Source organism: Pseudomonas sp. SZ57 (assembly GCF_009495975.1).
Classification (GTDB): domain Bacteria; phylum Pseudomonadota; class Gammaproteobacteria; order Pseudomonadales; family Pseudomonadaceae; genus Aquipseudomonas; species Aquipseudomonas syringae.
Genome location: NZ_WIBD01000002.1, coordinates 499,092 through 525,402, shown reverse-complemented (window position 1 = coordinate 525,402; position 26,311 = coordinate 499,092). Strand labels below are relative to the sequence as shown.

The 26,311-nt window shown below is 59.4% G+C and carries 22 protein-coding genes and 1 pseudogene; 4 read left to right on the top strand and 19 right to left on the bottom strand.

What is annotated here, in order from left to right:
* The first annotated feature begins 102 nt into the window (after nt 1-102).
* Nucleotides 103-1,665, top strand: coding sequence for an alkyl hydroperoxide reductase subunit F (gene ahpF, locus GE543_RS02415; RefSeq protein ID WP_003315309.1), 1,563 nt, complete (start codon nt 103-105; stop codon nt 1,663-1,665).
* Between the two features lie 92 nt (nt 1,666-1,757).
* Here the strand turns inward: ahpF and gloA are convergent, their stop codons facing one another.
* On the bottom strand, nt 1,758-2,279 hold the full coding sequence (gloA, locus tag GE543_RS02410; RefSeq protein WP_003411239.1) for a lactoylglutathione lyase: 522 nt from the start codon (nt 2,277-2,279) through the stop codon (nt 1,758-1,760).
* Between the two features lie 100 nt (nt 2,280-2,379).
* Here gloA and GE543_RS02405 point away from each other — a divergent pair, with 100 nt between their 5' ends.
* Entirely contained in the window at nt 2,380-2,988 is a 609-nt protein-coding gene (locus tag GE543_RS02405; RefSeq protein WP_003411236.1) for a DUF4946 domain-containing protein, read from the top strand.
* Between the two features lie 473 nt (nt 2,989-3,461).
* Here the strand turns inward: GE543_RS02405 and GE543_RS02400 are convergent, their stop codons facing one another.
* From GE543_RS02400 to mexE, 5 genes are all read right to left on the bottom strand, one after another.
* Nucleotides 3,462-3,824: a histone-like nucleoid-structuring protein, MvaT/MvaU family gene (locus tag GE543_RS02400; protein ID WP_002553302.1), complete on the bottom strand. Its 363-nt coding sequence runs from the start codon at nt 3,822-3,824 to the stop codon at nt 3,462-3,464.
* A gap of 485 nt (nt 3,825-4,309) precedes the next feature.
* Nucleotides 4,310-5,404, bottom strand: coding sequence for a tetratricopeptide repeat protein (locus GE543_RS02395; protein WP_103688636.1), 1,095 nt, complete (start codon nt 5,402-5,404; stop codon nt 4,310-4,312).
* A 142-nt stretch (nt 5,405-5,546) separates the two neighbouring features.
* Nucleotides 5,547-6,944 (bottom strand): efflux transporter outer membrane subunit, encoded by a 1,398-nt coding sequence (locus GE543_RS02390; RefSeq protein ID WP_103688635.1) that lies wholly within the window; start codon nt 6,942-6,944, stop codon nt 5,547-5,549.
* A complete protein-coding gene (locus GE543_RS02385) occupies nt 6,944-10,135 on the bottom strand; it encodes an efflux RND transporter permease subunit (protein WP_024665043.1) in 3,192 nt (1,063 codons plus the stop codon). Before GE543_RS02385 ends, GE543_RS02390 begins: the two co-directional genes overlap by 1 nt.
* Nucleotides 10,136-10,147: 12 nt before the next feature.
* Entirely contained in the window at nt 10,148-11,389 is a 1,242-nt protein-coding gene (gene mexE, locus GE543_RS02380; protein ID WP_003411228.1) for a multidrug efflux RND transporter periplasmic adaptor subunit MexE, read from the bottom strand.
* Nucleotides 11,390-11,597: 208 nt separating this feature from the next.
* Between mexE and GE543_RS27730 the strand changes: the two are divergent.
* Both GE543_RS27730 and GE543_RS27725 read left to right on the top strand, forming a co-directional pair.
* Nucleotides 11,598-12,728: pseudogene (locus tag GE543_RS27730) on the top strand (methyl-accepting chemotaxis protein); the annotation flags it as partial.
* Between the two features lie 33 nt (nt 12,729-12,761).
* A complete protein-coding gene (locus GE543_RS27725; protein ID WP_371927084.1) occupies nt 12,762-13,634 on the top strand; it encodes a methyl-accepting chemotaxis protein in 873 nt (290 codons plus the stop codon).
* Nucleotides 13,635-13,701: 67 nt separating this feature from the next.
* Here the strand turns inward: GE543_RS27725 and GE543_RS02370 are convergent, their stop codons facing one another.
* From GE543_RS02370 to GE543_RS02310, 13 genes are all read right to left on the bottom strand, one after another.
* Nucleotides 13,702-14,499, bottom strand: coding sequence for an amino acid ABC transporter ATP-binding protein (locus GE543_RS02370; protein WP_153220504.1), 798 nt, complete (start codon nt 14,497-14,499; stop codon nt 13,702-13,704).
* Complete coding sequence (gene ehuD / locus GE543_RS02365; RefSeq protein ID WP_103688633.1) at nt 14,492-15,142, bottom strand: ectoine/hydroxyectoine ABC transporter permease subunit EhuD; 651 nt, start codon at nt 15,140-15,142, stop codon at nt 14,492-14,494. Before ehuD ends, GE543_RS02370 begins: the two co-directional genes overlap by 8 nt.
* Nucleotides 15,143-15,145: 3 nt before the next feature.
* Nucleotides 15,146-15,823 carry an ectoine/hydroxyectoine ABC transporter permease subunit EhuC gene (ehuC, locus tag GE543_RS02360; protein WP_003417258.1) on the bottom strand — a complete coding sequence of 226 codons (678 nt, stop codon included), beginning with the start codon at nt 15,821-15,823 and terminating at the stop codon, nt 15,146-15,148.
* 57 nt (nt 15,824-15,880) lie between these two features.
* On the bottom strand, nt 15,881-16,753 hold the full coding sequence (gene ehuB, locus GE543_RS02355; protein ID WP_103688632.1) for an ectoine/hydroxyectoine ABC transporter substrate-binding protein EhuB: 873 nt from the start codon (nt 16,751-16,753) through the stop codon (nt 15,881-15,883).
* A gap of 242 nt (nt 16,754-16,995) precedes the next feature.
* Nucleotides 16,996-18,639, bottom strand: a complete 1,644-nt coding sequence (locus tag GE543_RS02350) for an ABC transporter ATP-binding protein (protein ID WP_153220502.1) — start codon at nt 18,637-18,639, stop codon at nt 16,996-16,998.
* The gene (locus GE543_RS02345; RefSeq protein WP_153220500.1) at nt 18,636-19,568 is read right to left on the bottom strand and encodes an ABC transporter permease; all 933 of its coding nucleotides are present in this window, start codon (nt 19,566-19,568) and stop codon (nt 18,636-18,638) included. Before GE543_RS02345 ends, GE543_RS02350 begins: the two co-directional genes overlap by 4 nt.
* A gap of 4 nt (nt 19,569-19,572) precedes the next feature.
* Nucleotides 19,573-20,523 carry an ABC transporter permease gene (locus GE543_RS02340; RefSeq protein ID WP_153220498.1) on the bottom strand — a complete coding sequence of 317 codons (951 nt, stop codon included), beginning with the start codon at nt 20,521-20,523 and terminating at the stop codon, nt 19,573-19,575.
* On the bottom strand, nt 20,520-22,151 hold the full coding sequence (locus GE543_RS02335; RefSeq protein ID WP_153220762.1) for an ABC transporter substrate-binding protein: 1,632 nt from the start codon (nt 22,149-22,151) through the stop codon (nt 20,520-20,522). The genes GE543_RS02340 and GE543_RS02335 overlap by 4 nt, the downstream gene beginning before the upstream one ends.
* A gap of 373 nt (nt 22,152-22,524) precedes the next feature.
* Nucleotides 22,525-23,103, bottom strand: a complete 579-nt coding sequence (gfa, locus tag GE543_RS02330) for an S-(hydroxymethyl)glutathione synthase (RefSeq protein WP_003400750.1) — start codon at nt 23,101-23,103, stop codon at nt 22,525-22,527.
* A 70-nt stretch (nt 23,104-23,173) separates the two neighbouring features.
* The gene (locus GE543_RS02325) at nt 23,174-24,283 is read right to left on the bottom strand and encodes an S-(hydroxymethyl)glutathione dehydrogenase/class III alcohol dehydrogenase (protein ID WP_153220496.1); all 1,110 of its coding nucleotides are present in this window, start codon (nt 24,281-24,283) and stop codon (nt 23,174-23,176) included.
* Nucleotides 24,284-24,354: 71 nt separating this feature from the next.
* Complete coding sequence (locus GE543_RS02320) at nt 24,355-24,756, bottom strand: DoxX family protein (RefSeq protein ID WP_046235266.1); 402 nt, start codon at nt 24,754-24,756, stop codon at nt 24,355-24,357.
* A 33-nt stretch (nt 24,757-24,789) separates the two neighbouring features.
* Complete coding sequence (locus GE543_RS02315; RefSeq protein WP_153220494.1) at nt 24,790-25,461, bottom strand: alpha/beta hydrolase; 672 nt, start codon at nt 25,459-25,461, stop codon at nt 24,790-24,792.
* A 4-nt stretch (nt 25,462-25,465) separates the two neighbouring features.
* A complete protein-coding gene (locus tag GE543_RS02310; RefSeq protein WP_046235264.1) occupies nt 25,466-26,299 on the bottom strand; it encodes a class III extradiol ring-cleavage dioxygenase in 834 nt (277 codons plus the stop codon).
* Between the last annotated feature and the right edge of the window lie 12 nt (nt 26,300-26,311).

The following is a 26,311-nucleotide window of genomic DNA, read 5'->3' as shown; positions in this document are numbered from 1 at the left end:
GTTGAGCTCTTGAGCAAGTAAACCGCATCGCCCCAAAAAACGCCCGGGCGGTAATCGCCTGGGCGTTGTTATTTCTACCCTTTGTAAACAGGAAGCCGCCACATGTTGGACGCCAATCTTAAAGCCCAGTTGAAATCCTATCTGGAGCGGGTTACTCGCCCCATCGAGATCGTCGCGTCCCTTGATGACGGCGCGAAGTCTCAGGAAATGCTCGCACTGCTCAATGATGTGATCAGCGTTTCCAAGGACGTCACCCTGAATGACAGCGGCACCGACGCACGTACTCCGTCGTTCTCGCTGAGCAGCCCTGGCCACGATATCAGCCTGCGTTTTGCCGGTATCCCCATGGGTCACGAATTCACCTCGCTGGTCCTGGCGCTGCTGCAAGTCGGCGGCTACCCACCCAAGGTCAGTGCAGAAACCATCGAACAGGTTCGCGCGCTTGAAGGCGAATTCCATTTCGAAACCTATTTCTCGCAGTCCTGCCAGAACTGCCCGGACGTCGTCCAGGCACTGAACCTGATGGCAGTGCTGAACCCTGGTATCAAGCACGTCGCTATCGACGGTGCGCTGTTCCAGGACGAAGTGACCGATCGCAAGATCATGTCGGTGCCCAGCATCTATCTGAACGGTGAGTTGTTCGGTCAGGGCCGCATGGGGCTGGAAGAGATTCTGGCCAAAATCGACACCGGTGCTGGTGCGCGTCAGGCGGAAAAACTCAACGCCAAGCAGGCTTTCGATGTGCTGGTCGTGGGCGGTGGTCCGGCTGGCTCTGCGGCGGCCGTCTACGCTGCCCGCAAAGGCATCCGCACCGGTGTTGCCGCCGAGCGTTTCGGCGGTCAGGTGCTGGACACCATGGCCATCGAGAACTTCATCTCGGTACAGCATACCGAGGGGCCGAAGCTGGCCGTGGCGCTTGAAGAGCACGTCAAGCAGTACGAAGTCGACATCATGAACCTGCAGCGTGCCGACAAGCTGATCCCTGGCGCAGCCGGCGAGTTGCACGAAGTGAAGTTTGCCAGCGGTGCCAGCCTCAAGGCCAAGACGCTGATCCTTGCCACCGGCGCACGCTGGAGGGAGATGAACGTGCCGGGTGAGCAGCAGTACCGTAACAAAGGTGTGGCTTATTGCCCGCACTGCGACGGTCCGCTGTTCAAAGGCAAGCGCGTCGCTGTCATCGGTGGCGGTAACTCGGGTGTCGAGGCGGCAATCGACCTGGCGGGTATCGTGTCTCACGTGACACTGCTGGAGTTCGACGTGCAATTGCGTGCCGACGCAGTGCTGCAGCGCAAGTTGCACAGTCTGCCGAACGTGACTGTGATCACCAGTGCACAAACCACTGAAGTGACCGGTGATGAGCAGAAGGTCAACGGCCTGCGCTACAAGAACCGCACCACAGGCGAAGAGATCACCGTGCCGCTCGAAGGTATCTTCGTACAGATCGGCCTGCTGCCTAACAGTGAATGGCTCAAAGGCGCCATCGAGCTTTCGCCGCGTGGCGAGATCGTGGTCGATTCCCGTGGTGAAACCTCGGTGCCGGGTATCTTCGCTGCCGGTGACGTAACGGTTGCCCCGTACAAGCAGATCATCATCGCCCTGGGCGAAGGTGCCAAGGCCTCCCTGAGCGCCTTTGACCACCTGATCCGTACCTCCGCACCGGCCTGATCGGACAGCGGTAAACAAAAAGCCCCGTGAGCGATCACGGGGCTTTTTGCTTTCTACGTTGATCGTTCCTTGCCGGAGCGATCAGCGCAGGCTCAGAGCGGCGTTGGCTGGATGATCTCTACCCAGTAGCCGTCCGGGTCCTTGATAAAGGCCAGGCTGTTCATGCGGCCATCGGACAGGCGCTTCTGAAAGTCGACGCCCAGGCTTTCGAATCGCTCGCAGGCGACTTTCACATCCGGTACCGACACGCAGATATGGCCAAAGCCGCGCGGGTCGCTGTTACCGTTGTGGTACGAGGCTGTGGCATCGCTTTCGGTACCGTGGTTATGCGTCAGCTCCAGAATGCCGGGGATCGACTTCATCCATTCGTTGCGGGCAGCGTCGCCTTCCGGGATCTGTGCCTTGTCGACCAGCGCCAGGAAGTACAGGCTGAATTCGGCTTCCGGGAAATCACGCTTCTCGACCAGGCTGAAGCCCAGTACGCGGGTATAGAAATCCAGCGATTTGGTGATGTCCTTGACGCGCAGCATGGTGTGGTTGAACACAAACTGCCGGGTGGCCGCTTCAGGATTGGCTGTGACGCCCGGTAGTGTGTTGAGTTCGTGCAAGCTCATCGATGTGTCTCCAACAGAATGTACAAATAATGCCAAATGATACGGGGCAGGGCGCGCAGTGCCAAACCCGGCGCGGATAACGTCGCGTCGGCCTTGCTCGATGCCGACAACAGGCTCAGAATTTCCGGTCAACCGTTTTGGCGACCCGATCATGATCCTTTCGCACCACCGACGTTCCGTGCCAGGCCTGTGCCTGTTCCTGCTGCTGGGCACTGCACAGGTCCATGCCGCCGATGCAATGATCGTCTGGCCCGCAGGCTGGGAGGTCGAGTCGATACCGACCGAGTCGGGCGAGCCCGTTCAACCGTCCGTGCAGGTCAGACAGCGCGCGGTGAAAAACGATCAAAGTGGAAATCCGCTGATGGTCATGGAGCTCACCCAGACACGTCTTACGCCAGGGCATGAAGTCAATGTCCAGGGCGTTCTGCTGGAAATGCGCAAGTCGGTTCAGGTTAATTTTGCGCGCAGCGGATTGCAGAGCGCCTGCACGCATGTCCGTGAAAGTCGGCTTAGCGTGGTGCCCGCACTCGAAACCACCTGCACCATTACCCAGAATGGCGTGCACGTGCTGACCCAGACGCTGGTCGCGGCCGCCAGCAAGGAGCTGGCCTGGTCGTTGTCCTACGCGGGATCGGCAGACGGCTATGCGAGCAACAAGGATGAGGCACTGCGTATTCGCGAGAGTCTGCGCCTGGACGTTACGCAGTGACATCTGCCTTTTCGCAGACAAAAAGAAGCCCGCCGAGGCGGGCATGGGGCGCTATTCCTTTAGCGGTCTTCATCATCCGAGAGTTCATGTGAAAAAAGTGTGAAGCTCCGCTGTGCTGCGCTGTCGATGCTTTTCAGCGCGCCGACTCATTGAGAAACAAATAATGGTGTATCTCATCACGCAGTGAAACTGAATAATTACTCTACACACTTCAGGAACTGTTCAGGTTTGTAACTGTGTGCTGAATCGCATAATCCGGATTTATTGGCGTCATTATTCTCGCGGCATTTACCCGGTGCATTGAAGTATACGAACCGGTCAGTTCACCTAATCATGTATATGAATTCCCGTTGCGGATCGACAGGCACTGTGTGATGACGCCTGAGCACAGCGCTGCAGTGCGCAGGTGAAGGCCTGCAGCGCCGGAGATAAAAAAGCCCTGCAAGTGCAGGGCTTCAAGTGACAACTTGCAATCAGGCACGCAGCCATGAATCAACAGTGTCTACACCGTATTGCTCTTTCCACGCCTTGAGGCCGCGATGGTTGCCGCCCTTGGTTTCAATCAGCTCGCCTGTGTGCGGGTTCTGGTAAACCTTGACCACGCGTGCACGGCGACGCTTTGGCCCTGCGGGTGCGACCAGCGAGGTAGCACTCGAAGGATCAAGGATTGCGATGATGTCACGCAGGCTTTTGCCGTAGGTGCCCATCAGGTCCTGGAGCTTTTGCTCGAATTCGATCTCCTTCTTCAATCCCGCGTCATTCTTCAACGATTCCAGCTGTGCAAGCTGTTCCTGAAGGGCTTTCTCTGCTGCTCGAAACTCGGCAAGTCTGGACAATTAATATACTCCAACAATGTAATGGCTGTTGTCAGCCCTATAAAGCGATGAGACAAAACTGATAGGTCGATTCGCTCACTCGAGGGTGCCCGATACTGCGGTTTCTATGCTGAAACTTGGCCTTTGCGGCTTGTCGTTGCGCAGATAGAGCGTATTTATAACTCAGTCGCCCGCAAATGATGCACTTTTTTTTCCAGTTAGAAAATAGCCTTTCTCAAATTCGTTAAATGGCGCAGGGAGACGATGTTGGATATAGGGGATGATGTCCGTGTTGTAGGCAGAGGGGCGTTGTAAGTTATTTCCGATATTAGCCACGGATGGAAAACGTGCCATGAGAGAGTGAATGGCTTAGAAAAAGAAATATCCGACAGGCAAAAGGAGTGTCGGGTGAGGAAATGGCGGAAATGTCTGAAGGCCACGTGCTGAAAGGCGCGTAGACCACGCAAAGATGGCCTTTCGCCCGTTTCAGCGTTGCGTTTGTGACCCTACAGTCCCTGTTGCAGCACCGGGTCATCCGGGTTCTGCTGCTCGAGCTCGGCCAGCAGAATCTGCACGTTCTGCAACTGACCGGTCTCTTTCCAGTACTGGATCAGCAGCACCCTGGCCTTGCGATTGGCGGGCTGGTTCTGAACGATCTGGGTCAACTGGCGCTGTGCCGCTTCGAGCTCGCTCAACGAGTGCAGGGTAACCGCCAGGTCATAGCGATAGTCGTTGTTATCGGGTGCCAGTTCCGTGGCCTTGGCCAGGCTGAGCACGGCGAACTCCGCCTGGCCATGGTTCAGCAGCCACATGCCCAGCGCGTGCTGGAGCAGGGACGAGCCCGGGTTGTGTTCCAGCAACTGTGCGAAAAGGCCGCGCGCCTGCTCGGCCTGGCCCTTGCGGTCCAGCAATTCAATGTGCGCCAGCGCTGCTTCGATATTGCCCGGGTCCAGCGCGGTGGCCCGCTGTAGCGCCGCGAGCGCGGGTTCCAGATCGCCGGTCTGCAGATACAGCCTGGCCAATTGCAGCTGGTTTTGTGCGCTTTGCGGCTGGCTCTTGAGTGACTCCTGAAACGCCTCGGCACTTTGCTGCAGAACGGCAAAGTACAGGCCCAGCTCATCGGGTGAGAGACCGAGCAGGGCGCTGGTGGCGCGAAACCTGACGGATTGTTCGGCGTCATCCAGCAACGGGCCGAGCAACAGACTGCGCTGGCTGTTGGAGACCAGCCTGACGCTGACATCGATGGCCGCTTCGCGCACTTGAGCGGACGGGTTACTCAGCGCAGCGTCGAGCAACTTGAGGGCCTGGGGGCTGGGATAGTCGCTCAGTTCGGCGAGCAGGCTGATGCGTTGCGTGTCAGACAGGTCAGTGCGTGCCAGCTGTTGATACAGCACGCGCGCGGCACCCGGTTTGCCGTCTTGTGCCTGCTCCAGCGCCTGGGCATAGGTATGACTCAGCTTGGCCGGAGCGGTCTGGACGGGCATGCGCCACCACCAGAAAACCAGCGAAAGCACCAGCAGCGCTGCAGCCGCTGCGCCGATCAGCCAGCGACGTCGAGAAGTGGGTTGAGGCGATAACCCCGTGGTAGAAAGTCTGGGCATATCGATTTCCAATGCTTGACGGGTTGCAGCTTCGGGGAGTGGCTGGCAGCTGTCAAACGGCAATCATGATGCAGCCGGATTTCAGGCAAAAAAAGCCCCGCGGCCTGATCGGGCGCGGGGCGGATTTACCGGTTTTTCAGGTTCAGGCCTGAGGCTGCCAGCCACCACCCAGTGCCTTGTAGATAGCCACAATGCCATGGTACAGCTCGATTTCTGCCTGCGCCTGAGCGTCCTCGGCCGCCAGACGCTCGCGCTCGGCATCCAGCAGGACCAGGAAGTCCGCCGTGCCTTCGCGATACTGCACCGAGGCCAGTCTGGCCGCCGAGCGACTCGCATCGCTTTGGCGCATCAGCGAGACCAGCCGCTGCTGGCGTTTGTCGTAATCGCTGAACGCGTTCTCCGACTCTTCCAGCGCGAGCAGCACTTGCTGCTCATAGTTGGCCAGTGCGCCCTCGGCATCGGCGTCGGCACTGCGAATCTGCGCCCGGACACTGCCCAGATCGAAGGCCGCCCAGGTGATGCTGGGGCCCAGCGACCAGGCTTTGGCCGCTGACGAACCGATCTGCGATCCGCGTCCGGCGGTAAAGCCCAGAAAACCGCTCAGGCTGACCCTTGGGAACAGATCGGCAGTCGCGACCCCGATACGTGCGGTTGATGCAGCGAGTTGTCGCTCGGCTGCGCGGATGTCGGGACGATTGCGCAACACTTGCGTAGGGTCGCCAATCGGCAAGGCCTTGGCGATGGCCGGCAGTTTGCTAGGGCTCAAGTCGACGCTGAGGTTTTCCGGACGCTCACCCAATAACGTGGCGATACGGTTGCGTTGGCGAGCCTGCTCGGCCTGCAACTGCGGAACGGTCGCTTCGACAGCGGCCAGTCGTGCCTCTGCACGCACCACATCCAGCTCATTGCCCACACCCGCATCGCGCAGTTGCGTGGTCACGTCCTGAGAACTCTGCTGATTTTTCAGGTTGTCGCGGGCAATGGCTTCTCGTAGCTGTGCGCCGCGCAGTTGGCCGTAGGCGTCGACCACCTCGGCAATCAGGGTGACCTGCAGCTGATAGAGGTTGGCCTCTGCAGCTTCCTGATCGGCGTCGCTGGCTTCCAGCTGGCGCTGGATGCGCCCGAACAAGTCCACTTCCCAGGCCATGTCCAGGCCCAGGTCGTAGCGCTCGCTGTTGACTCGGCGCTCGGTGATGCCGGGTTGCTGACCCTTGCCGATGTCACTGCTGGCGCGGCTGGTCACCACTGGCATCACATCGTTGGCGACGTCATCGCGAATGGCTCGCGCCGACTTGAGCCGGGCGAAGGCGACGCGCAGATCGCGGTTGCCGTCCAGTGACCTGGCTACCAGTTTATTGAGGGTCGGGTCCTCGAACTGCTGCCACCAGGCTCTGTCCACTTTGCTGCGGTCATAGCTGCCCTGGGCGGCGGACGCCAGTTTCGCTGGCGCCGTAACCGGTGCCCGGTAGTCGGGGCCCACGGCGCAGGCCGCCAGTGCCATGACCAGCAGGCTCGGGATGAAGACTTTGTACGCGCTCATCAATGCATCTCCGCAGGCAGGTTTTGCTGGCTGTTTACCCTGGCGGCCTTGCGGGCCTCCTGGCGTTCGACGTAATTACGGATAAGCACGTAGAACACCGGCGTCAGCAGCAGGCCGAAGAACGTGACACCCAGCATCCCGGAGAACACTGCGACACCCATCGCATGGCGCATCTCGGCACCCGCACCGCTGGACAGCACCAGAGGCACGACCCCCATGATGAAGGCGAACGAGGTCATCAGGATCGGCCGCAGACGCAGGCGGCATGCCTCCAGTACCGCATCCAGCGGGCTCATCCCTTCAGCCTGTTTGTCCTTGGCGAACTCGACGATCAGAATCGCGTTCTTGCACGCCAGGCCTACCAGTACGATCAGGCCGATCTGAGTGAAGATGTTGTTGTCGCTGCCGGCGATCATCACCCCGGCAATCGCCGAGAGCAGGGTCATCGGTACGATCAGGATCACTGCCAGCGGCAGGCTCCAGCTTTCGTATTGGGCTGCCAGTACCAGAAACGCCAGCAGCACACAGAGCGGGAACACGAACAGCGCGGTATTGCCCGAAAGGATCTGCTGATAGGTCAGGTCGGTCCATTCGTAGATCATGCCGGTCGGCAGTTCCTCGCGAAGCAGTTTCTCGACCGCTGCCTGAGCCTGGCCAGAGCTGTAACCCGGTGCCGCTGCACCGTTGATTTCAGCAGTGATGAAGCCGTTGTAGTGCATGACGCGGTCAGGGCCGGCGGTGTCGCTGACCTTGACGAAGGTTGCCAGCGGGATCATCTCGCCCAGGTTATTGCGTACCTTGAGCTGACCGATCTGGTCGGCATCCTGACGGAACTGCTGCTCAGCCTGGACATTGACTTGATAGGTGCGGCCAAACCGGTTGAAGTCGTTGGCATACAGCGAACCCAGATACACCTGCAGCGTGTCGAAAATATCACTGACTGCAACGCCGTGGGTCTTGGCTTTCTCGCGGTCAATCGCAGCATCGACTTGCGGCACGTTCACCGTGTAGCTGGTAAACAGCCCGGCCAGTTCCGGCACGCTGCGGCTTTTGGCGATGATGTTCTGGGTTTCCTTGTACAGTTCGTCATAGCCGAGGTTGCCACGGTCCTCGATTTGCAGGCGGAAGCCGCCGATGGTGCCCAGGCCTTGTACCGGTGGTGGCGGGAAGATCGCCATGTAGGCTTCCTGAATCGAGGCGAACTGGCCGTTCAGCGCGCCGGCAATCGCGTTGGCCGAGAGGCTCGGGTCCTTGCGCTCGTCGAACGGCTTGAGGGTCACGAACACCACGCCGTTATTCGGGCTGTTGGTGAAGCCGTTGATCGACAGGCCCGGGAAGGCAATGGCGTCTTGTACGCCAGGCTGCTTGAGGGCCAGCTCCGACATGCGTTTGATGACATCTTCGGTACGGTCCAGGCTCGCGGCGTCCGGCAGTTGGGCAAATGCAACCAGGTATTGTTTGTCCTGGCTCGGGACGAAACCGGTCGGCGTGCTGGCGAAACCCATCCAGGTCAAAACCATCAGGCCCGCATAGACCAGCAAGGCAATGCCGCTGCTGCGAATGACCCTGGCGACCGTGCCGACATAGCCGTGGCTGGCTTTCTCGAAGAAGCGGTTGAACGGGCGGAACAGCCAGCTGCCGAGCATTCTGTCGAGGAAGCGCGAGAAGCGATCCTTGGGCGCGTCGTGACCTTTGAGCAACACCGCCGCCAGTGCAGGCGACAGGGTCAGCGAGTTGAAGGCGGAAATGACCGTCGAGATGGCGATGGTCAGCGCGAACTGCTTATAGAACTGCCCGCTAAGCCCGGAAATGAATGCCGCTGGCACGAACACGGCGCACAGCACCAGCGCCGTCGCGATGATCGGCCCCGTCACTTCGGCCATGGCCTTGTGCGTGGCGGCGACCGGTTCCAGGCCCAGTTCGATGTTCCGTTCGACGTTCTCCACCACCACGATGGCGTCGTCGACCACGATACCGATCGCCAGCACCAGGCCGAACAAGGACAGCGCGTTCAGCGAGAAACCGAACATGTGCATGACCGCAAAGGTGCCGATCAGCGAGACCGGTACGGCCACCAACGGGATGATCGATGCGCGCCATGTCTGCAGGAACAGGATCACCACCAGCACCACCAGGATCAGTGCTTCGAACAGCGTGTGAATCACTGCCTCGATGGAGCCGCGGACGAAGATCGTCGGGTCATAGACGATGCTGTAGTCCATGCCTTCCGGGAAGCTTTTCTTGAGCTCGGCCATCCGTGCGCGTACATCGTTGGAGATGTCGATGGCGTTGGAGCCGGGACGCTGGAAGATCGGGATGGCTACCGCAGGCTGATTATTGAGCAACGAGCGCAACGCGTACTGGCTGGAGCCCAGTTCGATGCGGGCAATGTCCTTGAGGCGAGTGATTTCGCCATCGGCACCGGCGCGCACGACCACGTTTTCGAACTCTTCCTCACTGACCAGGCGGCCCTGAGTGTTGATCGACATCTGAAAGCTGGTGGCATTCGGGGAGGGCGGTGAACCCAGCTGGCCAGCGGCTACCTGACGGTTCTGCTCGCGAATCGCATTGACCACATCAGTGGCGGTCAGGTTGCGTGAGGCGGTCTTGTTCGGATCGAGCCAGACCCGCAGCGAATAATCGCCCATGCCGAACAGCTGCACATCACCGACGCCGCCCAGTCGCGCCAGCTCATCCTTGATGTTGAGCACGGCGTAGTTGGACAGGTACAGCATGTCGTAGCGTTTGTCCGGTGAGGTCAAGTGCACGACCATGGTCAGGTCGGGGGAGGCCTTGTCCACGGTGATGCCGATGCGTGTCACTTCTTCAGGCAGCTTCGGCTCGCTGCGGGTCACGCGGTTCTGCACCTGCACCTGCGCGTTGTCCAGGTCGGTCCCCAGTGCGAAGGTGATGGTGAGGGTCAGCTTGCCATCGGCGGTAGCCTGCGAGGACATGTAGAGCATGCCTTCGACACCGGTAATCGCCTGTTCCAGTGGCGAGGCCACGGTTTCGCCGATCACCTTGGGGTTGGCGCCGGGGAAGTTGGCGCGTACCACCACGGTTGGCGGCACGACTTCCGGGTATTCACTGATCGGCAGCTGGAACAGCGAGATGGCACCGGCGATCAGGATCAGCAGCGACAGCACTGCGGCGAAGATCGGCCGTGAAATAAAGAATTTGGAGAAGTTCATCGGACGAGTCCCTTAGCCGCGCGGCGCGGCAGCGCTGGCGATTTTGACGGCCGCTTTGGGCGCCACTTGTGGCAGGTTGCTGGCTTCGAGGGCCTGGCGTTGTTTGAGCAGTGCGGCGAGGGTGTCGGCGCTGGCCATCGGAGTGACTTCAGGGTCCACAGGCTGGCCGGGACGTACGCGCTGCAAGCCTTTGACGACGATGGTGTCATCCTTGGCCAGACCATTGCGCACAATGCGCAGTCCTTCGATTTTCGGCCCCAGCTCGACAGCCCGGTAGGCGGGCTTGTTGTCCTTGTCCATGACCAGCACAAACTTCTTGCCCAAGTCGGTGCCCACTGCTTCGTCATTGATCAGCACGGCCGAGTAAGTGCCGCTGCCCACCAGTTTCAGGCGCGCATACAGGCCGGGGGTAAACGCACCGTCGGCGTTATCGAACACGGCGCGGCCACGAATGGTGCCGGTCCTCGGGTTGACCTGGTTGTCGACAAAGTTCATCTGGCCCAGGTGCGGGTTGCCAGGTTCGTTGGACAGCCCCAGGTACACCGGCGTGGTCTGCCCGCGCTGACCTTTGCGGGCCAGCTCGGTGTACTTGAGGAACACGCGTTCGTCTGCGTCGAAGTAGGCGTAGACCTTGTCGGTGGAGACCACGCTGGTCAGGGCGGTGACATCGGCGGTAACAATGTTGCCGGCGGTGATTTCGGCACGGCTCACGCGGCCTGAAATCGGCGCGGTAACACGGGTGAAACTGAGGTTCAGTCGAGCCAGGTCCAGTTGCGCCTGAATGGCCGCGACACCGGCCTTGGCTTCCTGCGCCGAGGTGGTCCGCGATTCGGCCAGCTCGGCGGAAATCGCATTGTTGCTGCGCAGACGCTCACCACGCTGGGCTTCGCTGTCACTGCGCGAAGCGACTGCGCGGGCTTGTTGCAACTGGGCTTCGAGACGGCGGACTTCCGACTGGAAAGGGCGCGGATCGATCTGGAACAGCAGGTCGCCTTTCTTGACCAGCGCGCCGTCGGTGAAGGCTACCTGATCGATCTGACCGGAGACCCTCGGGCGCACCTCGACGGTTTCAGGTGCTTCGAGACGACCGGTGAATTCATCCCACTCGTTGACTGGCTGCTCCAGTACTTTGGCCACACTGACCTTGGCTGCGCCAGGCGCACTGGTGGCTTCCGGCGCACGGCCGCAGGCACTGATGACGATCAAGGCGAGGGCGGTGAGAGGGTAGCGCAGATGGCTGATTGTCTGGTGCATGGGAAGTTCCGCCAATAGTGAAGAATGGGGCGGATTCTGTTGCGCACGGGGTGTTATTAACGAATCGAATAAACCGAAGGTTACTATCACCGACAATGATGAGTAGCTATAGGTCTGTGAAACTCCCTGACCGAGTGACCCTGAAGGCGGACTTTGGCCAGGTATTCGGGGCTGCAAGTGCTGCCCTGACGGTGTGCCAAAAAAGCTCATGTCATATTGCTATCTCTTCGATCAATCTTTGCAATCGCCGCGACTATTAAGTTGTTCCGCGAACAGTCGATCCTTGGGTATCACGATAAATCCCCAGGAAAAATTTATGAAGTCGACATGGCTGGACAATTTGAAGGTCAGCAAAAAGCTGAGTGTAGGCTTCGGTCTGATACTGCTGGGCGTGCTGACGGTCACCGCAATCGGTTACCTCAGCACCAACCTGCTGATCGAACGGCTGGGTAAGGCAGCCAGGGTTTCTGAGGTGAAGGCCGATGCGCTGAGCCTCAGAATTGCTGCGCAGACCTACACCGCCAAGCCTGACGCGAGCAATTCGCAGGGCTACACGGCCGCCCTCGACAACCTGGGCAAGACCATCGAGGAAGGCCTGAAGATTCTGACCGTTCCGGCCAACGCCGATATCCTCAGAGGTATTCGCGATCAGGCGGGAGTATTGAGACAAACGTTCAGCCAATTGGTCGATAACAATCGGCAAATTGATCAGGCCATGCAGCCGCTGATTACCATTTCCGAGCAGGTCAGCGGAAGTTTCGAGACGCTGCTGCAAAAGACTTTTGACGACGTTTCCCGTTCGCTGGATCAGAGCGGTATCGATCAAGTGAAGATTGCCGGCGACCTGCGCAATGGCATGACCAACTTTCGCCTGGTGTTTCGCCGTTATATCAGTATCCCGACCGCTGAAAACAGGCAGATTACCTTCGACGCTGCCGACTCGCTGATCGCTCAGGTAAGCAGCGCGCGCAATCAATTGCCGAACAAGGCAGCCCCGGCAGTAGATGAGGCGCTTGCGGCGCTGCAACAGTACAAGTCGTTGATGGTCTCCATCTCGCAACTGATGCAACAGAGTGATCAGATTCGTGACAGCCTTCGCCAGCAGTCAGTGGACATTGTCACCAGTACCGAAAAGCTGATGGCGGGTCAGGTGGTCAGTGCCAATAAAGAAAAAGACAGTGCAGTAACCCAGTTGCTCACGGTGGCGGTGATCGTATTGCTGCTGGGCATCTTCGCGGCGATCCTGATTACCCGTCAGATCACCCGTCCGCTCGATTCGACTGTGATCGCGGCGCGTAGGATTGCCGACGGCGATCTGACCAACGACCTCAGCACCACTCGCCAGGATGAACTGGGCCTGCTGCAAAACACCATGCAACACATGACCGTATCGCTGCGGAACCTGATTGGCGGTATCAGCAATGGCGTGACACAAATTGCCACGGCGGCCGAGGAGCTTTCAGCGGTCAGCGAGCAGACCAGCGCGGGTGTCACTCAGCAGAAACTGGAAGTCGACCAAGTGGCGACCGCCATGAACCAGATGGCGTCCACTGTCCAGGAAGTAGCGCAGAACACTGAAGATGCATCGCAGGCCGCCAGACAGGCCAGTGATCGTGCAGCCCACGGCAGCAGCGTGGTGCAACACGCCACGCGTGAAATCAGCCAGCTTGCCGGTGAAGTGGGGCAACTGGGCGAGGCCATGCAGCGCCTGATTCAGGACAGTGACAAGATTGGCGGCGTCATCGATGTGATCAAGGCGGTGGCAGAACAAACCAACCTGCTGGCCCTCAATGCCGCGATCGAAGCTGCACGTGCCGGTGAGCAGGGCCGTGGCTTTGCCGTGGTGGCCGATGAGGTGCGCTCGCTGGCTCAGCGTACACAGTCATCCACGACTGAAATCGAGGCGCTGATAAAGTCCTTGCAGGATGGCACTGGCGCGGCATCGGAGCTGATGAATGCCAGCCGTCAACGTACTGAAGGCACCGTGGCGCTGGCGCGCCAGGCCGAAGAATCGCTTCTTGAAATCACTCATTCGATCGTGACCATCGAGCAGATGAGTCAACAGATCTCTGCTGCCGCTGAAGAGCAGAGCGCCGTGACCGACGAAATCAATCGCAGTGTCATCAGCGTACGCGATATTGCCGATCAGTCGGCCACGGCCACTGAGCAGAGCGCGGCGTCTACCGTGGAACTGGCGCGCCTGGGCAGCAACCTGCAGGACATGGTTGCGCGCTTCCGGATCTGATGGTCGCCACTTTCAAATCGTTGCGAAGTTCAAACGTCTCACCCTGCAAAAAGAGCGGCGCTGGCAATCAGCGCTGCTCCACCCGCTGCAGAAACCTTCGGGTCCGCTCGTTTTGCGGATTCAGCAGAATTTCGCTCGGGGTGCCGTCCGCCACGATGCGGCCTCCCTCCATGAACAGCACCCGGTCAGCGATGTCCTGAGCGAATTTCATCTCGTGGGTCACCAGTAGCATGGTCATCTGAAATTCGTGGGCAATCGAGCGAATCACCGCCAGTACCTCGCCGACCAGCTCGGGGTCGAGCGCCGACGTGACTTCATCGAACAACATGACCTGCGGACGCATGGCCAGCGCTCTGGCAATCGCTACGCGTTGTTGCTGACCACCGGAAAGCTGGCTCGGATAGGCATCGGCCTTGTGAGCAAGCCCGACCAGCCCGAGGTATTGATGCGCGCGCTCAAGGGCCTCTTCGCGAGTCAGTCTGAGTACCCGTAACGGCGCTTCGGTGACATTTTCCTGCACGGTGAGGTGCGGGAACAGGTTGAACTGCTGGAACACCATGCCTACCCGATGCTCCACCGGAGCCTTGCGTGCGCCAGGCCAGCGCCATCCGGATGTGCGCGCGGGCACTGCTTCGCCTGCGACTTCTATGCTGCCTTGCTGGTAGTTTTCCAGGCCCTTGATAAGGCGCAATACCGTTGATTTGCCCGAGCCACTTGGGCCGATCAAGGCGACTTTCTGACCTTGAGGAATGCTCAGGTCCAGATGGTCGATGATCCGGTTGCGGCCGAAGTCCTTGACCACGTGTTTCAGCTGTATCTGCGCAGTGGTGACGGACGGGATTGCGGTGTGTGCGAGATCAGACATGGCTGCGCCTTTCCAGGTATTTGAACAGCAACGAGGTCGGCACACTGATCGCCAGAAACATCAGCGCCATCACTGTGTACGGTTCGTTGTAACGATAGGTCATGCCGGCGATCTGTTTGGCCGCCTGAAACAGTTCAGGGATGGTAATCACCGCCAGAAGCGGCGTTTCCTTGAACATGCCGATCAGGTAATTGCCGAGCACCGGCAGCATGGGTTTCAACGCCTGCGGCAGGATGATGCGCCGCCAGGTGTCGCCACGAGTGAAATCCAGGGCGCGTGCGGCTTCCCACTGTCCGGACGGGATGTCGTCAATGGCACCGCGATACGCTTCGGCAATATAGGCCGCGTAATAGCAGCCAAGGCCGATCACACCGGTGGTGATCGCCGGAAAGGTGATGCCCGCCAGCGGCAGCGCGAAGAACAGTACATACAACTGGACCATCAGCGGCGTATTGCGGAAAAAGCTCAGGTAGCCTTTGCTCAGGCGATGCACGACGGTTATCTGCGAGCGCAGTGTCAGGGCCAGGATCAGACCGAGCAACACCGCGAGCAGGAAGCCAAGCACCACGACCTGCACGGTCACTAGCAAGCCTTGAAACAGCTCCGGCAGAATCGACCAGGCGAATGCGGTATCAAACTCCATCGTTCATCCCCTGGCCGTGCGCCACGCGGTGGCGTGCTGCTCATAACGCTTGACCAGCCAGCTCAGTGGCCAGGCCATCGCGAAATAGCACACCAGCACGATGCTCCAGATCAGCGTTTGCTGGCCCAGCGTGGTGATCAATTGACTGCCGGTAAAGGTCAGGTCGGTGAGGGTGATGAGCGAGACCAGTGACGTGGTTTTCAGCAGCTCGACCAATTGATTACCCATCGGCGGGATCATGAACGGCAGGGCCTGCGGCAGAATGATTCGCCGAAATGCGCTTATCGGCCCGAAGTCCAGCGCACGCACAGCGTCACGTTGACCCTGGCTGACGTTGATCAGTGCCGAGCGAATGATTTCCGCGCCATACGCCGAAAACGTCAGGCCCAGCCCCAGCACGCCCGTAGTCATGGGTGACAGACGAATGCCGAACAGCGGCAGAATGAAGAACAGATAAAACAGCAGCACCAATGCCGAGATGCCACGCAGCACCTCTACATACACAGTGGCGAACCAGCGTAACGCCCGGAACGGCGACAGGCGCATCAGGGCGATTACAAACGAGAGCACCAGCACCAACAGTTCGGCAAGCACAGTGATCTGCAGGGTGATCCAGGCGCCGTGGGCCAGTTGTCTGGCAATGAAACCTGCGGTTTCCAGTGTTGCAGCATCAACAGGCATGGCCGTACTCGTGTGGGTCAGGGCCGTTTACTGCGCGCCCTTGCGGGGCGGGGCAGGTCATGGGTTGCAGCGTTGGGCGGCGGTGATAGCCGGGTCAGCCAGTTCGTTTTCGGTGTAGCCGTACTTCTGCAGAATTTTCAGCAGATCGCCCGACGCCCGGAGTTTGGCCAGTTGTTCGTTGAAAGCCTGTTCAAAAGCCGGATCGTTTTTTGGCAGGCCGTAGGCGTGGTAATTCCAGCCCGGTTTGCCACTGGCGTCCGGAATCTGCTCGAAAGGCAAGGCGCGCTCGATGTCCGGACTGTTGGCTTTTTTGACCAGACTGATGACTTCGGCGTCCGGAAAGTACACCACGTCCACGCGCCCCGCCTGCAAGGCGGCCAATGCCTCGGTGTCCTTGTCGAACAACACCACGTTGCTGTTGGCGATACCGCTGTCTTTGGCTTCCTGAACCTGATTGCTGCCAGGTTGCGTGGCCAGGCGCACCTTGGCGTTGCTGGCGACGTCCTTGAGGCTGTGCAGGTTCAACGGGTTGCCGGTTTTGACAATGAACGCACCGCCGGAGCGTGTCACCGGGTTGGAGAACGCGATGACTTTGCAGCGATTAGGGTTGATGAACAGGCCTGCACCGATCAAGTCGAAACGACCGGCTGCAAGGCCGGGCACCAGCGAACCGAAGTCAGTGATAGGCGTCTCGATCTGCTTGATGCCCAGCGGTTCGAGAATCGCCCGCAGTATCTCGACGTTGGCCCCGGTGGCTTTGCCATCGGGGCCGATGTAGGCATAGGGCTGTTCATTGGCGATGCCAGCGGTCAGGCCGTCAGCGCGACCTTTTTCCAGCAGTCCGGCCAGGGCAGGGAATGAAATGACGGCATTCAGCAGCAGCGCTGAACCCATCAGGGCTGGGAACGACAGGGGGTTGATGCCTTTCATTGCGGGTGCTCGAAGTGGGGGAATAGGGCTTCTTGCTGATGCGGCCTGAACATGCGGGTCAGGTGCGCAAGTTAGCTGGGTCTTGCCTGCGTCCTGCTTCGGCAACATTTGCTGCATAAGATGCAACTCTATAGCTATTAAAAAAATAATTTAAATATCGATAAGGAATATGCATATACGCAGTCGCCGCCGTTATGGATGCCAAGCGTCGTGCGACCTATTGATGCAAGACCAGGTATTTGTCAGTGCGTCCCTGTTCGCAACTCCAGACGCCGGCCAGGTATCGCGGCAATCAACTCCTGGGTGTAGGCCGCTTCAGGTCTGGCAAAAACATCCTCGGCCAGCCCGTACTCGACGGTCTTGCCATGCTTGAGCACCAGCACCTGATGAGCAACGCTGGCGACCACTGCAAGGTCGTGAGAGACCAGCACGTAGGCGATGCCCGATTCAGCCTGCAGCTCGACCAGCAGGTCGAGAATCTGTGCCTGCACTGACACGTCCAGTGCCGAGACCGGCTCATCGAGCAGTAGCAGATCGGGCTGCAGAGCCAGCGCTCTGGCAATGGCAACCCGCTGACGCTGTCCACCGGAAAGCTCGCGCGGCAGGCGGTCCAGATAGGCCACGGGCAACTGCACTCGCTCTATCAACCGGCGTGCGATCTGTTCCAGTTCGCGGCCTTTGAACAGGCCGAACGAGACCAGGGGTTCGACGATGCTTTCAAATAACGTGAAGCGTGGGTCAAGGGCCGCGAACGGGTTTTGCTGCACTAACTGGATACGCCGTCGCAGCGGTCTGAATTCGCGCCAGCCCAGGTCGGTGACATCCTGGTCGTCCAGTAAAACTCGTCCGTGGGTGGGCTTCTCCAGACCCAACGCAATGCGCAGTGCGGTGCTTTTACCCGAGCCGGACTCGCCGACGATGGCCAGTGTCTGACCGGGATACACCTTGAAATTGACGTCCTGCAGCGCCTGGAAGTCTGTGTCTTCGCCTTTTACGTAGGGCAGGCGATAGGTCTTGCCGATGTTGTTCAAGGTCAGCAGTGGCCTGGCGCTGCTCGCTACCGGGCGCGGTGTTGCCGGGCTCTTGCGTTGCCCGAACGCCGGTGCTGCTGCGATCAGCGCACGTGTGTAGGCATGGCGAGGCGCGATGAGTATCTGTTGCGGGGGGCCTTGTTCGACCAGCTCGCCCTTGTTCATCACCAGCACTCGATCGGCCCGGTCGGCCGCCACGCCCAGATCATGCGTGATGATCAGCAGGGAAATACCACGCTCGGCCACCAAACGTTGCAGATGATCGAGGATCTTGCGTTGTACCGTCACGTCCAGAGCGCTGGTGGGCTCGTCGGCGATGATCAGGCGTGGATTGCCTGCCAGGGCGATGGCAATCAACACGCGCTGGCGCATGCCGCCGGACAGTTCGTGCGGGTACTGACGAGCACGCAATACCGGCTTGTCCAGACCGACCTGCTGCAGCAATTCCAGCACATCGGCATCCACTGCCGGATAACGTCGGCCGTGGGCCAGAATCAGTGCTTCGGCGATTTGCCGGCCAATGCGCAGGGTAGGGTTGAGGCTGACCATCGGGTCCTGCGGTACAAGGCCAATGGTGCCGCCGCGAATTCGCCGCTTCTCGCGTTCGCCGGCATGGCCAAGATCATGGCCATCGACGTGCAGCTCGCCGCTGGTTATGGACGCGTTGTCCGGCAGCAGGCCGAGTATGGCGTTGGCCATCGTCGACTTGCCGGACCCGGATTCGCCGACAATCGCCACGGTTTCACCTCGGGCGACCTGGAAGGATACGTTGCGCACGGCCTGATTGATCTGGCCATCGAAGCGGTAGGCGACACTCAGATGACGAATGTCGATCAGTTGAGCAGTGTCGGTCATCGTTGAGTCTCCTCCAGCGTGCGAGCAATGTGGTTGAAGCTGAACACCACGCCGACCACGAACAGCCCCGGCAACAGCGACACCCAGGGTGCAGTCATCAGAAAATGACGACCGTTGGCAATCAGCGTGCCCCATTCGGCGGCCGGTGGTTCGGCGCCGAAACCCAGAAAACTCAGCCCGGCAGTGGCCAGAATCGCCGCGCCGAAGTCCAGCGTGGCAAGCACCGCCACTGGCCCCCAGGCGTTCGGCAGGATGTGGCGCAGCAGGGTTCGCGTCCAGCTTGCACCGCCCAGACGCGCGGCTTCGACGTAAGGCAGGGTCTTGACGCGCAATACTTCGGCGCGGGTGGTGCGTGCGAAGCCGGGGATGATTCCCACACCGACCGCAATGGCCACCGGAAGGGTGCCGAACCCGATGGCTGTGACAATCGCCAGCGCCAGTAACAGACCGGGCAGGGCCAGCAATACATCGATCAGGCGCATGATCACCGCATCGATGCGCCCGCCTGCGAAACCGGAAATCACCCCCAGACTCAGGCCGCCGGCCATGGCGATGCCAACCGCCAGCAATGCCGCCTGTACCGAGAGGCTGGAGCCATGCACCACGCGGGTATAAAGATCACGGCCCAGCTCGTCGGTGCCGAACCAGTGCGCGGCATTGGGCGCGGTGAGCTTGTCGGCAGGCGAGGTGGCATAAGGTGCGTAGCTGCTCAGCAGGTTGGGTGCCAGCGCGGCCAGCAGCGCAAAGGCGACGATTGCCACGGCCAGCAGAAAACCCGGGCGCCGCAACAACGGCCTGGCTGCTTGCATGGTCCGACTCAGTCTGCTGCGCCGCCGCCACTGCACGGCAGGTGCGGTTTTACCCGCAATGGTTTCACTGGAAGCGACCAGGCGAGCCAGGCGCGCAAGGCGGTTGTCGAAAATAGTCATGGCTTCAGGAGACCTTTGGCGTATGGGCGATGCGCGGATCCAGCGCGGGATACAGCAGGTCAACGATCAGATTGACCACGACGAACGCAGCTGCGGAGACCGCAACGATGGCCAGTACCACCGGGATGTCCTGGCGCAGCACGGCTTCCTGGGCAAGTCGACCGACCCCGGCGCGCGCGAAAATGGTCTCCACCAGCACCGCGCCGGACACTGTGTTGCCGACCTGCAGGCCGATCAGTGTCAGCAGCGGCAGGGCAGCATTCTTGAACGCATGGCGGGCCTGAACCTGCCCGCGGGTCAGGCCCTTGGCGTAAGCGGTGATGATGTAGGGCTCTTTCCAGACGCCCTGAAAGCCGCGTTGCAGGACCTGGGCATACACCGCAGCGCTGGGGATCGCCAGCGTGACGGCGGGCAGTATCAGGCTTGAGAAACCCTGATTGCCGGTCGCCGGGAACCAGCCAAGTGTGAACGCGAACAGTTGAATGAACAGCAGGCCCATCCAGAAGACCGGCACCGAGAAGCCCAGCGACGGCAGGCGTGACAAGGCGACTTTCAAGGGCTGCCAGCGTACGTAGGCAGTGAGATACGCCAGACCGATCCCGCCGATCAGTGACAGAACAATGGCCAGCCCCGCGAGGCTCAGGGTTTGAGGCAGGCGTTCGATCAGCAATTCCGACACCGGGCGATTGAGCGTCAGCGAGTTGCCGAAGTCGCCATGTATCGCTCCCCACAGCAAATCGACGTATTGCTCGAAGATGCCCCGGTCCAGTCCGTAATAGAGCTTGGCCTTGGCGAGGTCCTGCGCGGACAGGGAGTCGATTTCGACACCCGAGGCGCTGAGCATGATCGACAGGGTGTCGCCGGGCAGCAGGTACAGAATGAAATAGGTGACGCTGTAGGCACCCCAAAGTACCAGCAGCGCTTGCGCGATGCGACTGAGGACATAGCGGCTCATGGCGTTGCCAACTCGATGTCGTTGAACAGCGCAAAGCCTTCCGCCGTCCAGTGGAAATTGCGTACGTTTTTCGCTGTGGCGGCTTGCCAGACCCGCTCGTAGACCGGGAACGCAGAGCCTTCGTCGATCAGCAGGTCCTGCAACTCGCCATAGGCCCGGGCGCGCTGTTCGCTTTGCGTCGCGGTCAGCCCGGCGTCGAACAACGCGAGGGCTTTGGGCAGTGTTTCCGGCGCGTAAAGGTTGGTCGCCAGTGTCGAGCTATTGGCGCTGCGCGGGTCGATGATGGTCTGCAGGATGATCGGGTCGGCACGGGTCATGTAGGTGGACGTCAGGTCATAATTGCCTGCCGCATTGGCCGCAGCCCATTCGGCGGTGGTCACTACGTTGAGCTTGAGCTCGATACCCACCTTGCGCAGCTGATCCTGAATCAGCACATCGCCAGCGGTTTCGGTGGGTGACAGGTTGTAGGCCAGCTTCAGTCGCTTGCCTTCTTTATAACGATAGCCGTCGGCGTTTTTCTGCCAGCCCGCAGCGTCGAGCAGGCGCTCTGCACCTTGAGGGTCGTAGGCCAGTTTGTCGGCCTGGCTTTTATAAAACGGCGTGGTGACGTCGTAGATGCCGGAGACCACCGGGAATTGCGGGTTGTAAACGGTGGCTGCGTAGGTCTTGCGATCGATTGCCTTCTGCAGGGCCAGGCGTACGTTGCGTTCGGCAAGAATGCGATTGCCACGCGTGTTGGGGTACAGGTTCAGCGCAGGCCCTGGCAGCGAACGGCTCTGAATGGTCGCGCCCCTGGACTTGAACAGGTTGAGGTCCACCTCGGAGAACGGATTGCGCGGCCAGAGGATATCGACCTGCCCCTGAACGAATTGGCCGTTACGTACGCTTTCTTCCGGCACGTAGCTGACCTCAACCGCGTCCAGATGCGCCTCGCCCTTGTTCTGCGCATTGGCCGACGCCCAGGCATAGCCCTTGCGCTTGATCAGGCGCAAACCGCTTTCCGGCGTGTAGCGCTCCAGCACGAATGGCCCGGTGCCAATGATCGCGCCCAACGAACGCTCCTTGACGCTGAGCGCGTAGGACTCTGGAGCCAGGATGGCGAGATTGGTGGTGGAGGTGGCTTGCAGAAAGCCCGCATTGGGTTGGGCCAGCACCAGTTTGATGGTGAAGTCGTCCAGCACCTCGGCATGGTCGTAACCTTTGAGGTAAGTGGCGCCGAAGGTGGCTGGCAATTGTGCGGCGAACGACTTGTCCGCGTCGTAGGCCGTCTTCACCGCTTGAGCGTCGAAACGTGTGCCGTTGCTGAAGGTCACGTCCTTGCGCAAGTGAAAGGTGTACTCCAGCGCGTTGTCACTGATTTCCCAGCGCTCCGCCAGCCAGGGAATGATCTTGCCGGTCTGCGGGTCCTGATCGGTCAGGGACTCGGCAATATTGCGCAGCACCACCCGATGCTCCAGCCAGTAAACCTGAAAGGGATCAAGGCTGACCAGCGTGGTGTTGTCTCTGAAGAACGCCACTTTGAGGGTTTTGGCTGCCTGGCCGTCCTGGCCGGAAGGTGAGCAGCCGAGCAGGGTAATGGCTGTGACGGCGGTAAACAGCAGGCGCGAGAGGAGCGGGCGCCGGGTCATCGCATTGTGCTCCGAGTCACGAATCCATCTGAGAAAGTCGAAGGTGGTGTACGGCGCATGGAAGGTCCTCTTCAAGTCGAGCACAGTGCTTCAGCACTGATTTCTTAAGACCGTATTCTTATGGTTATGCGCTGTAAAATTCTTTTTTGTTCTAAGCTAATATAGGTTTTTATGATTTATAAAGTTATTAATTATGCTCTATTGGTATTTTATGGTGCATGGCCAATTTCTGTAACGGGTCTGCAGCGCGCCCCGGAAACGACAAAGCCCTCGAGTCAGGAGGGCTTTGTGAGTGCTGTATGGTTCAGTGCATGCGTTCCGGATAAGCCATCACCACGCTTGGTAAGGTGGGTGATGCCCGCCAGGGATTATCTCAGCTCGCCTGAAGAACGCCATTTTGCTTCGCTACGTGTGCTGCCAAGGCATCCATCAGTGCCGGGGAAAGACAGTCGTAGGTTGGCAAACCCATCGTGTTGAAACGTTCGCGAATGCCGTCCATTTCAGCTGGCGGCGTACCCGTTTCAATGACCGACGAGACGAACGCGGCAAAGCCGGGCGCAGCCCAGCCTGTCTGAGGAGACAGTTCGGTGTGCACGAAATCCAGACCGTGGAACGCGTGGTTCTGGTTTTCGATGCGACCATACATGTGGGCACCACATTCTTTGCAGGCGTGACGCTGGATGGTAGCGCTTGCATCAATGATGGTCAGTTTGGCTGCGTTGACGGTAACGCTGACTTTGTCGCGATTGACTACCGCGATGACGGCAAACCTGGCGCCCGCTGGTTTCCAGCATTTACTGCAACCGCAGGCGTGGTTATGCAGTGTTTGAGCATCGACTTTGACCTCAACCTTGTCGGTCGGGCAAAGGCACTGCAGAGTGCCGCCTGCAAAGTCGGTAGCAGCGGATTTGATGCCGTTATCCAGCGCAGGGTGAAGTTTTACATCGCTCACAGTGTACCTCCAGCTATAGGGGTGACTTGGAACAGGTTCTATGGCAACTGCCCCGGAACAGTGGACGACATCAGTATTTGATGACGGTGCGGATCGACTTGCCTTCGTGCATCAAGTCAAACGCTTCATTGATGCGCTCCAGGCCCATGGTGTGAGTGACAAAAGGTGCCAGCTCGATCTCGCCTTTCATCGCGTCTTCAACCATCTTCGGCAGTTGGCTGCGGCCTTTTACGCCGCCAAACGCTGAGCCTTTCCAGGTACGGCCGGTGACCAGCTGGAAGGGACGTGTCGAGATTTCCTGACCGGCACCGGCGACACCAATGACGATCGATTGGCCCCAGCCGCGGTGGGCACATTCGAGCGCAGCGCGCATCACATGCACGTTACCGATACATTCGAAGGAGTGGTCGACACCCCAGCCAGTCATCTCAATGATCACCTGCTGGATCGGCTGTTCGTGATCTTTTGGATTCACACAGTCGGTAGCGCCAAACGAACGGGCCAGTTCGAACTTGGCAGGGTTGGTGTCGATAGCGATGATGCGTCCTGCCTTGGCCTGACGCGCACCCTGAATCGCCGCCAGACCGATGCCGCCCAGGCCAAATACCGCGACTGTGTCGCCAGGCTGGACTTTGGCCGTGTTGTGCACCGCGCCAATGCCGGTAGTCACGCCGCAGCCGAGCAGGCAGACGTGCTCGGGGTTGGCGTCTGGATTGATCTTCGCGACAGAAACTTCAGCGACAACAGTGTACTCGCTGAAGGTCGAGCAACCCATGTAGTGGTACAGGGTTTGGCCGTTGTAGGAGAAGCGTGAAGTGCCGTCCGGCATCACGCCTTTGCCCTGAGTGGCGCGCACAGCGGTGCACAGGTTGGTTTTGCCCGATTTACAGAACAGGCACTCGCCGCATTCGGCGGTGTACAGCGGAATGACGTGGTCACCGACTTTCACGCTGGTCACGCCTTCGCCTACTTCGATGACGATGCCGGCGCCTTCATGGCCCAGTACTACCGGGAACAGGCCTTCCGGATCATCGCCCGAAAGTGTGAAAGCCTCCGTATGGCATACACCGGTATCAGTGATCTTGATCAGCACTTCGCCCTTGCGTGGCGGCTCGACGTCGATCTCGACGATCTGGAGCGGCTTGCCAGGTTCAAATGCAACTGCAGCACGAGACTTCATGTGATTTTCTCCAATTGATGATGCTCGACCCTTGGATCGTTGTCTTTGGGCCGAGCATCGAGAGGTGCCTGTCACTGCGTTCTGGAAGATTTCACAGCAAAAGCACCATCACCCAGCAGAGCGAGGACCAGCGCTGTGACGGACAGATAGATCGGATATTCCCAGCCACCGTTAGCATTGGTGAAGCTCCAGCCGTTGCCGAAATGCACGGTGGCGGCGGCAAACAGTTGAACAACAGCGATTGCAGCAACCCAGCGGGCGTAGACCCCCAGTACCAGCATCAAACCGCCGATCACTTCGAAGGCCATAACCGGATAGGCAAGGAAGCCTGGAAAGCCAATGGATTCGAAAAAGCCAGCAGTACCTGCCGGAGTAAAGACCAATACTTTGGTCAGGCCGTGGGCGATGAACATGAGGCCCAGTGCCAGACGCAATACAAAAGCGGCGTAAGGTGCGGTGCGTGAATCGATCATGGAAAATTCCTTGTGTTAAATAAGCAGTGGGGTTCAGTTGGAAAGCAAAAGTGTCCGATCCAGCCATTGCGAGAAGTCAGCCAGTTCATGCGGAATGATCTCGTGGGCCATGTCGTAAAAATGAGTCTGGTGCTGCACACCGATCCGGCTGAGCCAGGCGTCAGCTTCATGTGCCCAGTCAATCGGCAGTACGTTGTCCTGCTGGCCGTGAGCAATGAAGGCTGAGACGCCTTGCAACTGATCACGTGGCGCAATCTTTGGCTCGATTTCTCGCAGCATCCGCCCGCTCAGCAGCGCAAAACCTGCCACTAGCTCAGGTCTTGTGACGCCGACGCTTGAGCTCATGATGCCGCCCTGGCTGAACCCGGCGATCACAGTGGGCAGCGGGGGAAGCGCCTGAATAAACCGGATCAATAACTGGCGGCTGGACTCAGCCTGCTCCTGGTTGAAAGAAGGTCCATCGCTGGTGAAGTTGACCTGGTACCAGGCGAAGCCTTGAGGACCCAATTGCTGCGGGCCGCGGAGCAACAGAATTTCGATCTCTTCGGGCAGCGACGCGGCCAGACTGGCGAGATTGGCTTCGTTCGATCCTACTCCGTGAAGCAGTAGCAACCGTGCCTTTGGGTTGACAGTGCTACATGCCTTACGGAAGAAAATACCCGACTCGGACTCGCGTGCGGGTTCAGAGAAGTTGATGTTTTGCATGAGGTTATTTCACACCTTGAACGGTTTGAGCTGACTCGAATCGTTCGCTATCAATTGAGATAAACAGGTAGCTGTCCATCGCCAGAACGCCGTGGGTAATACCGCCGTCCATTACCTGTGTCTGATAACCGTGACCAGCTGCCCCGAGCGCAATAAACAGCGGCAGGAAATGCTCATCGGTCGGATGTGCACGTTCGGCTGAAGGTGCGTACTGCTTGTAGTCGAGCAACTGATCAATGTTTCCTGCCTGCAGGGTCAGGGCGGTCCATGCTGCGAACTGTTTGACGTAGTCGGCGCCGTGGCTTGTTGCGCCGCGGAACTCGTACAGGTTGTGGGTGAGGCTGCCTGACGCCACGATCAATACGTTCATCTCACGCAGTGGCTTGAGTGCTGCGCCGAGCTGCCAGGCGCTGCGTGTATCAAGCGTGGCGGGCATGGACACCTGAACGACCGGTATGTCTGCGTCGGGTGCCAGATACATAAGTGGTATCCAGGCACCGTGATCCAGGCCGCGGGCGGAATCGAGCCGCGATTGCCAGCCCGCCGTCTGCAGCAGATCAACAATATGACTCGCTAACGCTGGTGCGCCCGGAGCCGGGTAGGACAACGTATACAAAGCGCCCGGAAAACCACCAAAGTCATGAATGGTTTCAGGTGCTGTGCTTGACGTAACCCTGACTTCGCCACGGGTCATCCAGTGCGGCGAGACAACCACGATGGCATCAGGTTTTGGCAGCTCACGACCGAGCCTGGCCAGTCTCGGGCCTGCCAGGCCGGGCTCGATGGCGAACGTGGGAGCACCATGAGACACAAACAGCAGGGGGAATGAAGTGTTCATGGTGACTGCTCC